Source organism: Agromyces sp. CF514 (genome assembly GCF_900113185.1).
Taxonomy (GTDB): Bacteria; Actinomycetota; Actinomycetes; order Actinomycetales; family Microbacteriaceae; genus Agromyces.
In genome coordinates this window covers 334,430-347,435 of sequence record NZ_FOZD01000001.1, presented here as the reverse complement: position 1 = coordinate 347,435, position 13,006 = coordinate 334,430, and the positions used below count along the sequence as shown (strand labels likewise).

Annotated in this window: 12 protein-coding genes; 5 read left to right on the top strand and 7 right to left on the bottom strand. The window is 70.0% G+C overall.

All coding sequences use genetic code 11. The annotated features are described in order from the left end of the window. Position 1: 1 nt before the first annotated feature. Positions 2-1,273, bottom strand: a complete 1,272-nt coding sequence (locus BM342_RS01570; protein WP_092963780.1) for an ABC transporter substrate-binding protein — start codon at positions 1,271-1,273, stop codon at positions 2-4. Between the two features lie 438 nt (positions 1,274-1,711). On the opposite strand from BM342_RS01570, the gene BM342_RS01565 reads away from it, so the two are divergent. Then, positions 1,712-3,025, top strand: a complete 1,314-nt coding sequence (locus BM342_RS01565; protein WP_092963779.1) for an MFS transporter — start codon at positions 1,712-1,714, stop codon at positions 3,023-3,025. A 38-nt stretch (positions 3,026-3,063) separates the two neighbouring features. On the opposite strand, the gene BM342_RS01560 is transcribed toward BM342_RS01565, so the two are convergent. Next, positions 3,064-3,480 carry an SRPBCC family protein gene (locus BM342_RS01560; protein WP_092963778.1) on the bottom strand — a complete coding sequence of 139 codons (417 nt, stop codon included), beginning with the start codon at positions 3,478-3,480 and terminating at the stop codon, positions 3,064-3,066. Positions 3,481-3,609: 129 nt separating this feature from the next. On the opposite strand from BM342_RS01560, the gene nucS reads away from it, so the two are divergent. Next, a complete protein-coding gene (nucS, locus tag BM342_RS01555) occupies positions 3,610-4,305 on the top strand; it encodes an endonuclease NucS (RefSeq protein ID WP_092963777.1) in 696 nt (231 codons plus the stop codon). Between the two features lie 78 nt (positions 4,306-4,383). On the opposite strand, the gene BM342_RS01550 is transcribed toward nucS, so the two are convergent. Continuing rightward, positions 4,384-4,818: a hypothetical protein gene (locus BM342_RS01550; protein ID WP_092963776.1), complete on the bottom strand. Its 435-nt coding sequence runs from the start codon at positions 4,816-4,818 to the stop codon at positions 4,384-4,386. A 140-nt stretch (positions 4,819-4,958) separates the two neighbouring features. Between BM342_RS01550 and BM342_RS01545 the strand changes: the two genes are divergently transcribed. After that, on the top strand, positions 4,959-5,645 hold the full coding sequence (locus BM342_RS01545) for an HAD hydrolase-like protein (protein ID WP_255368451.1): 687 nt from the start codon (positions 4,959-4,961) through the stop codon (positions 5,643-5,645). 38 nt (positions 5,646-5,683) lie between these two features. Here the strand turns inward: BM342_RS01545 and BM342_RS01540 are convergent, their stop codons facing one another. After that, positions 5,684-6,619 carry a hypothetical protein gene (locus BM342_RS01540; protein ID WP_143109725.1) on the bottom strand — a complete coding sequence of 312 codons (936 nt, stop codon included), beginning with the start codon at positions 6,617-6,619 and terminating at the stop codon, positions 5,684-5,686. A gap of 221 nt (positions 6,620-6,840) precedes the next feature. Here BM342_RS01540 and BM342_RS01535 point away from each other — a divergent pair, with 221 nt between their 5' ends. Next, positions 6,841-9,651: an immune inhibitor A domain-containing protein gene (locus BM342_RS01535; RefSeq protein WP_092963773.1), complete on the top strand. Its 2,811-nt coding sequence runs from the start codon at positions 6,841-6,843 to the stop codon at positions 9,649-9,651. Between the two features lie 115 nt (positions 9,652-9,766). On the opposite strand, the gene BM342_RS01530 is transcribed toward BM342_RS01535, so the two are convergent. Next, the gene (locus tag BM342_RS01530) at positions 9,767-10,408 is read right to left on the bottom strand and encodes a TetR/AcrR family transcriptional regulator (protein WP_092963772.1); all 642 of its coding nucleotides are present in this window, start codon (positions 10,406-10,408) and stop codon (positions 9,767-9,769) included. A gap of 121 nt (positions 10,409-10,529) precedes the next feature. Here BM342_RS01530 and pepT point away from each other — a divergent pair, with 121 nt between their 5' ends. Then, on the top strand, positions 10,530-11,837 hold the full coding sequence (gene pepT / locus BM342_RS01525) for a peptidase T (protein ID WP_092963771.1): 1,308 nt from the start codon (positions 10,530-10,532) through the stop codon (positions 11,835-11,837). A 69-nt stretch (positions 11,838-11,906) separates the two neighbouring features. On the opposite strand, the gene BM342_RS01520 is transcribed toward pepT, so the two are convergent. Together BM342_RS01520 and BM342_RS01515 are read right to left on the bottom strand one after the other, a co-directional pair. Continuing rightward, entirely contained in the window at positions 11,907-12,416 is a 510-nt protein-coding gene (locus BM342_RS01520) for a GNAT family N-acetyltransferase (protein ID WP_255368450.1), read from the bottom strand. Beyond that, entirely contained in the window at positions 12,413-12,940 is a 528-nt protein-coding gene (locus BM342_RS01515; RefSeq protein WP_092963770.1) for a glutathione peroxidase, read from the bottom strand. Before BM342_RS01515 ends, BM342_RS01520 begins: the two co-directional genes overlap by 4 nt. Positions 12,941-13,006: the final 66 nt, after the last annotated feature.

Sequence of the window (13,006 nt, the reverse complement as noted above, 5' to 3'; positions counted from 1 at the left end):
GTCACTCCGACTCGGCGTCCAGCGCGGCCTGCATCTGCTCGGCGAGCTGTGCGAGGCCGTCCTTCGGCGAGAGGTTGCCGGCCCAGACCTGCGAGAGCACTTCGCTCTCGATCGAGGTCCACGCCGAGGTGTTCTTCGAGACGGGGTACGGCACGGCCGTCTCGAGCGCGTCGATGTAGACCTGCAGGTCGAACTGCGGCAGCGCGTCGACCCAGGCCTGCTGGGTGCCGTTGAACGCCGGGATCACGGTGCCGGAGTCGGCCTGGATGTCGGCGGCCTGCTTCGAGCTGGCGAACTCGGCGAACTCCTTGGCGAGGTCGACGTGGGCGCTCTTCGCGTTCGCGACGTTCGCGACGCCGTGGATCACGCTCTGGTTGCCCTCGGCACCCGCGGGGAGCGGCGCGACGTTCACCGAATCGGCGATGTCGGGGTTGTCGGCGTAGGCGATCGCGGCCCACGAGCCGTTCTGGAACATGGCCGACTTGCCCGAGAGGAAGAAGTCCTCGGGGTTGGTGTCGGTCATCTGCTGCGCGTTCGGCGACGAGCCGTCGGCGATGAGGTCGGTCCAGAGCTCGATGCCGGCGAGCGCCTCGGGGCTGTCGTAGCCCGTGGTCGTGCCGTCGGCCGAGATGACCTCGCCGCCGGCCTGCGCGATCGAGTTGTAGTAGTTCTCCTGGCCGTACTGGCTCGCGGTGATGCCGTAGACGCCCGTCGCCGGGTCGGAGAGCTTCGCGGCCGCGGCCTTCAGGTCGTCCCAGGTCCAGTCGGCGGTCGGGTACTCGACGCCCGCGGCGTCGAAGAGGTCCGTGTTGTACCAGAGGGCGACGGTGTCGAAGTCCTTCGGGGCCCCGTAGAGGTCGCCGTCGTAGGTGTAGAGGTCGATGAGGCCCTCGGGGTAGTCGGCGGGGTCGATGCCGTCCTCATCGAGCGGCGCGAGCACGCCGTTGCCTGCGTAGAGCTGGAAGTTCGGCCCGTTCATCCAGAACACGTCGGCCGCAGCGCCGCCCGAGACGGCGGTCTGCAGCTTCGTGAAGTACTCCTTGTACGGCGTGAGCTGGATCTCGACGTCGACGTTCGGGTGCTCCTCGGTGAAGGCGTCGGCGATCTGCTCCATCGCGGGCTGCTGGTTCTGGTCCCAGATCGCATAGGTGAGCGTGACGTCGCCGTCGGCGCCGGCTCCACCCGGCGCGCCGGAGCATCCGGCGAGGGCGATGGCCGCGACGGCCGAGACGGCGAGCGACGCGGTGATGCGGGACTTCGGGGCGTGACGCATGGTCCTCCTTTGGACACTGGCTGCAACGGGGGTTCGAAGCCATCGGCTCCGAGTGTTAATCGTTTAGCAGTGGCGACCATACCCACGGATTCCGACTGCGTGCAAGTGCAGGAAACAGGCCGTTTCGCGCACCCCGATTGCGCGTTTCATCGATGCGCCCGAGCATTCATCCGCCGCTTCGGCCGTGATCGCGGCGAACGCCCGCGCGCAGTCGGGCCGCTCGTTTGCACGGCCCGCATGCGGCATCCGACGCGAATTCGGGACGATCGGCCGCCGACGGCCCGCCCGACGCAGCTCAGCGACCGGTCGTCACGTGCGGTGTTGCGACCGCCATGGCGTGCGGATAGGGTTTTGCAGAGACGGGTCGAATCGATTCGACCATTCCCACCGAGATGACGCCGTCACGCGGCATCCGCCCCGACGACGAAGCCGAGCACCATGAGCGCACCGACCACGACCCGACGCGGCCTGACCGCCTGGCGAAACGCCGTCTTCGCGATCTTCTTCCTCTCGGGGCTGAGCCTCGCGAGCTGGGTCGCGCGCCTGCCCGAGGTGCGCGACGAGACCGGGCTCAGCACGCAGGGCGTCGGGCTGGTGATCCTCTCGGGGTCGATCGCCTCGGTCCTCGGCCTCATCGCCGCTCCCCCGCTCATGGCGCGCTTCGGCGCCCGCATCGGCATGTCCGGCACGCTCATCGCCGTCTCACTGGGCCTGGTCTTCATCGGCATCGGCGGCTCGGTGCTGCCGTCGATCCCGCTCATCGCGATCGGACTCGCCTTCGCGGGCTTCGGCAACGGCGCGGTCGACGTCATCATGAACGTCGAGGCCGCCGAGGCCGAGCGTGAGATCGGCCGCACGGTCATGCCCCTCATGCACGCGTTCTTCTCGTTCGGCACGGTCGCCGGTGCCGGCATCGCGGCCGCTGCGGCCGCCCTCGACGTCGCCGTCATCGCGCACCTGGGGGCGATCGCCGCGCTCATCGCGATCGGAGCGGTCGTGGCCGTTCGGTTCGTGCCGCACCGCGACGAGCTCGGCGACCCGGCCGACGCAGCCGGGCGAGCGGATGCCGCGCCGGCCCGTCCGTGGACCGAGCGCCTCCGCGACAGCCTCAAGGTCTGGGGCGACGTGCAACTGCTGCTCATCGGCGTCATCATGCTCGGCATGGCGTTCGCCGAGGGATCGGCGAACGACTGGCTCACGCTCGCGGCGGTCGACGGCCACGGCCTCGAGCCCGCTGCCGGCGCCGCGGTCTTCACGGTCTTCGCCGTCTCGATGACGACCGCTCGCGTGCTCGGCGGCCCGCTGATCGACCGCTTCGGCCGAGTGCTCACGCTGCGCGTGCTCGCCGCCACCGGCGTGCTGGGCCTCAGCCTGTTCATCTTCGGCAGCGAGCTCTGGGTCGTCATCGTCGGCACCGTGCTCTGGGGCGTCGGCGCCTCGATGGGCTTCCCCGTCGGCATGTCCGCCGCAGCCGACGTGCCGGATCGCGCCCAGGCCGCCGCCCGCGTGAGCGCGGTCGCGATCATCGGCTACTGCGCGTTCCTCGTGGGCCCGCCGTTCATCGGGTTCCTCGGGGAGCACTTCGGGCTGCTGAACGCCCTGCTCGTGATCCTCGTGCTCATGGTCATGGCCGGACTCGCGGCGCCCGCGGCGCGCGAGCGGTCGGGCAGGCCCGGAGCGACGGGCGTCGAGGAGCACCCCGACACGACCGGAACGTCGGGCGGGGCCTCGGCCGCGGCATCCGACGCCTGAACCTGAGGCGGCGCACGCACCACGCCAGGGACGCCGCGTCAGGCGGGCGAGACCGACTCGAGCAGTGCGGTCAGTGATTCGAGGTCTCGCTCGAACGCGACCCGGAGGGCTTCACCGGGAACGGCTGCAGGATCGCCGTCGAGCAGCCCCGTCAAGGTGACGGTGGTGCCGTGCTCGCCGTCGACCGCCTCGTGCAGCACGGTCAGCGAGGCTCCGTCGAGGTCGGTCGTATCGGCGTAGGACCAGCCCGGGCCGACGCGGGTGACCGTGAATCGCGTCTCTGCCCCTCCGACCGCGCGCGAGCGGCCGGTGGCTCCGAGCGCGAACGGACCGTCGAGGACGAAGTACTCCATGCTCGGCGCCCACTCGGGGTGGGAGGGGAGGTCGCACCACCGCTCGAAGAAGCGGGATCCCGGTGCTGTGGAGGTGCGCGTCACGCGTGCGATCTCGATCATCACCGATCCTTTCGGGCGGCCATCGACTCGGGCGAGGAACCGCTCCTGAAGCGTATCCAGGGCCTCCGACATGAGCCGGGAGCGGACCGCGGCGCCTCGGCCGCGGCATCCGACGCCTAAACTCGACGGGTGCGTCTCGTCATCGCCCGCTGCTCCGTCGACTACGCGGGGCGGCTCTCGGCCCATCTCCCCCTCGCCCAGCGCCTGCTCATGGTGAAGGGCGACGGCTCGCTGCTCGTGCACTCCGACGGCGGCAGCTACAAGCCGCTCAACTGGATGAGCCCGCCCTGCACGCTCGAGTCGGCGCTGCCCGACGAGACGCAGTCCGCGGCCGGCGTCATCGAGGTCTGGAAGGTCACGCACAAGAAGACCGCCGACCAGCTCGTCGTGTCGATCCACGAGGTGCTGCACGACTCGTCGCACGAGCTCGGCATCGACCCCGGCCTGCAGAAGGACGGCGTCGAGGCGCACCTGCAGAAGCTCCTCGCCGAGCAGATCGAGCTCCTCGGCGACGGCCACCGGCTCGTGCGCCGCGAGTACATGACGGCCATCGGCCCGGTCGACATCCTTGCGACGGATGCCTCGGGCGCCTCGGTCGCGGTCGAGCTCAAGCGTCGCGGCGACATCGACGGCGTCGAGCAGCTCACCCGCTACCTCGAGCTCATGAACCGCGATCCGCTGCTCGCACCCGTGAGCGGCGTGTTCGCCGCGCAGGAGATCAAGCCGCAGGCCCGCACCCTGGCTGAAGACCGCGGGATCCGCTGCGTCGTGCTCGACTACGATGCGATGCGCGGACTCGACGACAGCGACTCGCGGCTGTTCTGAGGCGGCTGTTCTGACGCGCGCGTCCTGACGCGCGCCACCGGCATCCGTCCGCCCGCCGAGCATGCCCTCGGCGCGGTGCTACTCGGTGACGACAACCGTGAGCGCGACCTCGTCGCCCGACTCGCTGTTCGAGAGGGAGACCTCGGTCTGGCCGACCGCCGTCGCGGTCAGGCCGGGGTTGAACTGCGCCGACCCGTCGTCGTGGCCGGGCACGAACTTGACGATCGACGGATCCGCGATCTCGGCCGTCCATGCCGTGTAGTGCTCCTCGTCGCCCACGAGGTCGATCGAGTTGCCGAGCGCGACCTCGACGGTCGTGCCGTCGGCGTCGGCCAGATCGACGATGACCGGCGGCAGCTGCCCTGCGGTGGCCGTGGTGCTCGGCGAGGCATCCGAGCCCGACCCGCTGGAACTGCATCCGGCGAGCGCGAACGATGCCGCGAGGGCGAGCCCCGCAGCGGCGGCTGCGACCGCGCGTCGCCCTGCCCGAACTCCTCCGATGAACATGGCCATCCCCCGTTCCCGTGCGTCGCCGCACCCCCGTCGTCAGGGTACCGAGCGGGCACCGTGGGCGACACCCGCACGAGGCCGGCTCACGACATCCCGAACGAAACCTGAGTGTCACTCGGAATAACGGGCCATAGGATGTCACGGTGATCTCCCCCAGCCACACCAACGCCTTGGCGCCCACCCGAACCTGGGCCGCCGTGCTGTTCGACCTCGACGGCACCATCGTCGACTCCGCGTCCGACATCACCGCCTCGCTCGCGCACATGTTCGCCGAGCTTGGACTCGCGGTGCCGAGCGCCGACGAGCTGCTCGCCTACGTGGGCCCCCCGCTGCTCGACAGCCTGCGCCTCGTGGGCGGCTTCGACGACGAGAGCGCCGAGCGCGCCCTCGAGGTCTACCGCGCCGACTACGCGAACCGCCTGCTGCACTCCCCCGTCTTCCCGGGCGTCGCGGGCGTGCTCGAACGCCTGCACACCGCAGGCGTGCCGATCGCCCTCGCGACCTCGAAGCCCGAGACCATGGCGAACGCCGTACTCGAGAATGCCGGCCTCAGCCGCTACTTCACGGCCATCGCCGGCGCGAGCGACGACGAGACCCGCAGCACCAAGGCGGATGTCGTGGCCGAGGCGCTGCGACGCCTGCAGGCCGTGGGCATCGACACCGAGCACTCGGTCATGGTCGGCGACCGCGTGTTCGACACGCTCGGCGCCTCGGCGAACGGCGTGCCGACGATCCTCGTGGAGTGGGGCTACGGCTCTCCCGCCGAGGCCGACGGCGCGATGGCGGTCGTGCACTCGACCGACCAGCTGCGCGGGCTCCTGCTCGGCTGACGCCTCGGCCAGGGCGCGGTCCGGCCGCGCCCGGTCGGTCATCGGAACTGCAGGAGCTTGATCACGGCGTTCCGCGCCTGAATGAAGAAGTTGTCGCCGAACTCCTGCGCGACCACCCGCCACGACGACGCCGGGATCTTCACCTGCGCCTGTTTCGCGACTCCTTTGAAGTACTTCTTGCAAGCCGAGTAGGTCGCGAGACTCGCAAGCACGTCATCGTACGCATCAGCGGTCTGGTCGATCGCGAGCAGCGCTGCGGCGCCCTCGGATGCGCAGGCCTTCGCGCGTTTCACGATCCTGTACAAGTTCGATCGTTTCGTCGCGACATCGTCGGCTGCGGTGAGCGCACTGGCGAGCGTGATCATCGCCGCAGTCGCCTCGGCGTTGTATCGGAGCTCGCCCTCCGGGAACGGGTAGACCGTTCCGTCCCAGCTCAAGGGGGCGGGCATGTATGCGGTTTCATCCGGCTGAACGGGGAGGCCGGAATAGTCCCGATCGTTGGTCCACAGACGGGTGAAGTACGACTTCAGGTCCGTGAGCGACGGCCAGTCCTCGACCTCGATCGTCTCGGTCCAGGCATTCGGCGAGTACAGATCCAGTACCCACTCCGTATTGTTCGTCAGCGCCCATCGCGCACTCTGCCCGGCATCCTCCTCCTGCAGACACAACGTCGCAGCCGCGGCGACGGGAGTATCCACCGAGAAGCACTCGGAGTCGAAGAATGCAGTGCGAGTGATGCCCTGTTCGACGGGCGCACCGCCCAACGGAAGAATCAGGGCCAGCCCAGCCGCTCCGGCCGCCATCGTCAACATCGACATCGCGATTCCCTTCTTCGGGAGATGCCGCCCATGCTGCACCCTCGACGGGTGGATGCCGTCAGGGTATCCCCGGAGTTCTCCGGCCGCACCGGACGGCCCGGAATCGCCCGCGCGCCGAGGCGCGCGGCACCGCAGCATCCGCTCGATCCACGACATCCGTCATTTCGCGCGCCCTCGCGGCTCAGACGTGCGCAGGATGACAATCCTGCGCGCACGATCGACATCACAGGCCCTTCAACGCAAATATTCTGCGAATCCATAGGTTGAGGGTTTACCCCCCGAACAGGCCACAGATAGATTCCCCCTTACGTCCGCCCACCGACGGACGACGTCGCGGACGACGGCATTCCCCCGTCGGCCGCACCGAGGGGAGAAGAATGTCTGGAATCTCCACGCGCGCGAACAAGCGCGCGGTGGCGATCGTTCCGGTCATCGCTCTCGCGGCCGCCACGCTGGCGGCAACGGGAGTGGTCGGTTCGAGCGCATCAGCAGCACCAGCGGAGCCGCCGATCATCAGCGACTCCGAGTACTACATGAACTACGTCGAGCCGCGCGCCGAGGCCGCGTTCGGCGTGGACCAGACGGTCGACGCGGGGGTGACCGCGCAGGAGCAGCAGGCCGCACTCGTCAAGGCCGACGCACTCGAGCGCAAGTTCACGTCAGGCAACCCGGTCGCCGCCGCCGGACTCGCGAAGCTCGAGGCGAAGTCGATCAAGTCGGGCAAGAGCCCGAAGTGGCTGAAGAGCCTGTACAAGTCCGCCAAGCAGACGCAGACCGCGAAGCTGCTGACGATCCTCGTCGAGTTCGACGAGAACGCCGCAGACGACTTCACGGGCGTGCAGGTGCCGACCTCGTTCGGCGCCAGCGACTGCAAGCCGGGCGACGTGCAGAGCGGTCCGCTGCACAACAACCTGCCGAACCCGGCGAACCTCGCCAACCTCGACAACAACTCGATGTGGGTGCCCGACTTCTCGCCGAAGCACTACAACGACATGCTCTTCTCCAAGAAGGGCATCACCGAGCGCGTGCGCAAGGACCTCAAGGGCCCCGATGGCAAGAAGGGCATCGACATCTCGGGCTACACCATGAAGGCCATGTACGAGGAGATGTCGCAGGGCGCGTACACCGTGACGGGCACGGCCACGCCGTGGGTCAAGGTGCCGCACTCCGAGGCGTACTACGGCGCGAGCGTCTGCCACCTCAACGCCGACGGCGTCTACGAGGCCGGCGCGATCCAGGACATGCAGGGCCACCCCGACAACCCGCTCGGCGCAGGCCAGCTCCCGGTCGACGCGGTCGCCGCGCTCGCAGCGGCGCAGCCGGCCTTCCCGTGGGCCGACTACGACATCGAAGACCAGGGCGACCGCGACGGCGACGGCAACTACAACGAGCCCGACGGCGTGATCGACCACGTCGTGCTGGTGCACGCGGGTGCCGACAAGTCCGGCGGCGGCGGCGACGAGGGCACCTACGCCCTCTGGGCGCACTCCTCCGCTGTCGCGGGCGGCGCAGCCATCCCGGGCACGAACCTCAAGCTGTCGAACTACATCGTGCAGCCCGAGGACTCGGGCGTCGGCGTGTTCGCGCACGAGTACGGTCACGACCTCGGCCTGCCCGACCTCTACGACACGTCAGGTGTCGGCGACTCGGACATCGACTTCTGGGACCTCATGTCGTCGGGATCGCACTCCGGCCCGATCTTCCAGTCGATGCCGACCCACATGGGCCTCTGGGACAAGTGGGTGCTCGGCTGGGCCGACCCGAAGATCGTCAACCCGGGCGACAAGACGCAGTCGGTGCTGGTCGGACAGAACTCGCGTCCGCTCAAGGGCACCCAGGACGGCGTCAAGATCAACCTGCCCGATAAGACGACCACGCTGACGACGCCGCACAGCGGCGCGAACGCGTGGTACACCGGCGCAGACCAGGACTGGGGCGACATCCGCCTCGCTCGCACCGTCGACGTGCCTGCCGGCGCGACCGACGCGAAGTTCTGGATGTGGAACGACTACGTCATCGAAGAGGACTGGGACTTCGGCTTCGTCGAGGTCTCGACCGACGGCGGCACCACCTGGACCGACGTGAAGGTGCTGACCGAGGGCGGCGGCGAGGTCACCACGCCCGACGGGTACCCCGACCCCAACGGCAACCTCGCGACGTTCGGCGGCAAGAAGTACGGCCTCACCGGCACGTCCGACGGCTGGCGCCACGACTACATCGACGTCTCAGCCTATGCCGGGCAGTCGATCGGCGTGCGCCTGCGGCTCGCGACCGACGCGGCCTACCAGGACCGCGGCTGGTTCGCCGACGACTTCTCGCTGGTCGCCGACGGCACCACCACGTGGAGCGACGACGTCGAGTCCGGCGAGAACGGCTGGACCAAGACGGTCGCCTCGTGGGCCGGCACCACCGGCGCGGGTTGGCGCATCGACAGCGGCACCTCGACCCAGGCGCAGTACTACCTGGTCGAGTGGCGCAACTTCGACGGCTTCGACGAGGGCCTGAAGTACGCGTACGACACGGTCTACCAGACCGACGAAGGCGCCTGGAAGGTCGACAAGATCAAGTACAACGCGCCCGGCGCGCTGGTCTGGTACCGCGACACCACCTACGGTGACTCGAACCAGGTGCAGTCGAACCTCACGGCCCTGCCGAGCGGCGGAGCCAAGGGCGGGCTGTTGATCGTCGACAGCCACTTCGACCCGCTGCGACGCACGGGCGCCGCGGCGACGATCGACCCGTCGACGCTGAAGAACATGCCGTCGAGGGCGCAGTCCTCGAACGCGGCCTTCGGCGTGCAGAAGACGTACCCCTTCAAGGAGTGCATCACCGACGCGGCCCTCACCGAGTACTGCACGGACGTGCCGGCGCTGCCCGCCGTCAAGTCGTTCAGCGACCAGAAGGGCTGGGTGCCGGGACTGGAGCTCCGCAACGGCTCGCTGTTCTGGCGGTACGCGAACGGTTCGGTCGTGGTTCCCTCGGTCGACGGCGCGCCGTACACGACGCGCGTCGTCAACCCCGACGGCACGCCCGCGACCGGTGTCTACGGCACCGACCTCGGGTTCACCGTGCTCGGCACGGGCAACCCGGGTGACGCGGGCGTCGGCTACGGCACCGGCGTCGACGTGCAGCTGCCGCTGCTCGGCAACCGCGCCGCACTCGTGAAGATCACGGCCCCCCAGGGCTGATCCGAGCGGATGCCACGACGAGGCGTCGGCCCTTCGGGGTCGGCGCCTCGTCGCTTGTCGGGGCGGGCCCGCCGGTCGAGGAGCGAAGCGTCTCGGGACCAGCCGTTCTCCGCGACTACTCGATCGGCGAAGCCGGCCGGATGCCGAACCCGTCGAGCAGGCGATCGAGGTTCGAGGCGAAGGCGTCGCCCTGGGCGAGCAGTTCGGCTGCCTCGGTGAGCGGATGCTGCGTGGCCTCCGTCCAGAGGGGCGCCGGCGCATCGGCGGCGTCCGTGTCGGAGCCGGCCGCCGCGGCATCCAGCGTGATGGCGCCGAGCACGAGGGCGCGCACGGCGGCCGCTGCCCGCGCGGCGTCGGCCAGCGGCATCCCCTCGCCCGTGAAGCCCTCGATCAGCGTCTCGCCGAAGCTCAGGGCCTGCCGACCGTCGAGCGGCCCGCTCGCCACGAGCACGATCGCGCCCGGGTGCTCGGCGAACCGCGCGCGGAGGTCGGCGGCGAGGCGCTGCACGCGCACGCGCCACGGCGCGGACGGGTCGGATGCCGCGGCCAGGTCGAGCTTCGAGAACACCTGCTCGACCATGGCCCGCTGCAGCGCGTTCTTCGACGTGAAGTACGTGTACATGGCCGTGGGCGTCAGGCCGAGTCGCGCGGCGACCCCGCGGATCGAGACGGCGTCGCCGCCCTTCTCCTCGAAGATCTCGAATGCGGCGTCGACGATGTCAGCCTGGCTGATGCTGCGCCTGGGTCCGGGCTTCATGCGGTGGGGCTCCTCGGGGTCGCGACAACGCTACCCCGACGCGCCCGATCGGACCCGCGGCCGATGCGCTCGGGGCTTTCCCGCCCGTGTGCTCGGGTCGGCCCTGTGGCACGCTGGAGGGATGGCCGCCGCAGCACCCGCACCGTTCACGTCCCCCCTCGCCGAGTCGCTCGCACCCGAGCTGCTCGAGCGCTTCGACCGTTACGTGCGGGTCGGCACGCAGTCCGACCGCGACGGCAGCGCGACGCCGAGCTCCGCCCGCCAGTTCGACCTGGGCCGGGTGCTCGTCGACGACCTGCTCGCCCTCGGCATCGACGACGCGCGACTCGACGAGCACGGTTTCGTGTACGCGACGGTTCCGGCGACGATCGCGCCGGCTGACGGGCCGGTGCCCGTGATCGGCCTCATCGCGCACATGGACACGAGCCCCGACGCCCCTGGCGACGGCGTCGAGCCGATCGTGCATCGCGCCTACGACGGCGGCCGTCTCGAGCTGCCCCGCGGCGGCACGGTGCTCGATCCCGACGAGATCGTCGAACTGCGCGACCACGTCGGCCACGACCTCGTGACGAGCTCGGGCGACACCCTGCTCGGCGCCGACGACAAGGCCGGCGTCGCCGCGATCCTGACCGCCGTCGCGCACCTGCTCGCGAACCCCGAGCTGCCGCGGCCCACGCTGCGCCTCGCGTTCACACCCGACGAGGAGATCGGCACGGGCGTGCGCTCGTTCGACGTCGAGGGCTTCGGCGCGCTCTGCGCGTACACCGTCGACGGGTCCGAGATCGGCGAGCTGCAGGACGAGACCTTCTCGGCCACCGAGGGCATCGTCACGATCGAGGGCCACGAGGTGCACCCCGGATTCGCGACCGGCAAGCTCGTGAACGCGGCGCGCCTCGCCGCCGAGGTCGTGGCGGCACTGCCTGCCGACCTCACGCCCGAGCGCACCTCGGGCCGCGACGGCTTCATCCACGTCTACGAGGTGCAGGGCGGGGCGTCGCACGCCGTCGTCCGCACGATCCTGCGCGACTTCGATGACGAATTGCTGGCCGCGCACGGCGAGGTACTGCGCCGCACGGTCGACGAGGTCATGGCACGCGAGCCCCGCGCCCGCGCGACCGTCGAGATCACCGCGCAGTACCCGAACATGCGCACCTACGTCGACGCGTTCCCGCAGGTGACGGATGCCGCGGCGCTGGCGATCCGCGCAGAGGGCCTCGAGCCGCTCCGCACGTCGATCCGCGGCGGCACCGACGGCTCGCAGCTGAGCGCGATGGGGCTTCCGACGCCGAACCTCTTCACCGGCGGACACGAGTTCCACTCGGTGCGCGAGTGGGCATCGGTGCAGGAGATGGCCGCAGCGGCGGCGACCCTGGTGCGACTCGCCGAGGTGTGGACGACGCCCGAGTTCCGCGGTGCGACGCGCGGCTGACGCGCGGCGCACCGCCCGGGCCGCTGGCGCAGCGCGCACCGCACGGCGCACCGCGCAGCGCGCACGGGGTCAGCGCACGTAGCGCAGCTCGTGCACGTGCCAGTAGTCGTCGAACTTCTCGGTGCCGTCGGGCGCGAACCCGTTGCGCCGGTAGAACGCCTGCGCACGCGGGTTGTCGTCGAGCACCCAGAGGTAGGCGGGGCGACCGTCGAGCGCGGCGTCGACCAGCCCCTGCCCGACGCCGGTGCCGTGGTGCTCGTCGAGCACGTAGAGGCCCTCGAGTTCGAGGTCGCGCGGAGCGTCGGCATCGCGGCCGCCGCTCGTGTTCGCCCAGCCCACGACCTCGCCGTCGACCTCGGCGACCCAGACGCGCATCGCGCGGAAGCCGTCTGGCGGCGGGTAGAGGCCAGACGAGATCGCCGTGTGAGCGGTCCATGCGAGCACTCGATCGCGCATCGTCCAGTTCTCGACGACGTCGCGGGCGACCCGACCGGGTTCGACGTAGGTGGTCTGGTGGCTCCGCCAGTGCACGCTCGCGATCGCGGGAGCGTCCGCGACGGTCGCCGGCCGGACGATCACCGTTCCTCTGCGGGCTCCGGCTCGCCGAGGGCGGGCGCCTCCGCGGGAAGCGCGGCCTCGATCGCGGCGATCACCTCGGGCGCGTCGGGTTCGGTTCGCGGGCGGAACCGCTGCACGCGACGATCGGCGCCCACGAGGAACTTCTCGAAGTTCCAGCTGACCTTGCCGGCCTTGCCGTCGGCATCCGGAGTCTGCTTCAGCTCGGTGTAGAGCGGGTGCTCCTTCTTGCCGTTGACGCGCACGCGGTCGACGATCGGGAACGTGATGCCCCAGGTCGTCGAGCAGTACTCGCTGACGGCCTCATTGGTCGAGAGCTCCTGCAGGAACTGGTTGCTCGGGAATCCGATCACCGTGAACCCGCGGTCTCCGTACTGCCGCTGCAGTTCCTCGAGCTTGCCGTACTGGGGTGCGAGGCCGCAGCGTGACGCGACGTTCACGATCATGACGGCCTGCCCCTCGTAGTCGGCGAGGGAGGCGGTGCCGCCGTCCATCGTGGTGAAGGGGATCTCGTCGAGCCGGCTCATCGCGCCTCCGAACGTAGGGACAGGGGGTATGCACCAACGCTACGCCCGTCGGGGCGTCTGGGGCGC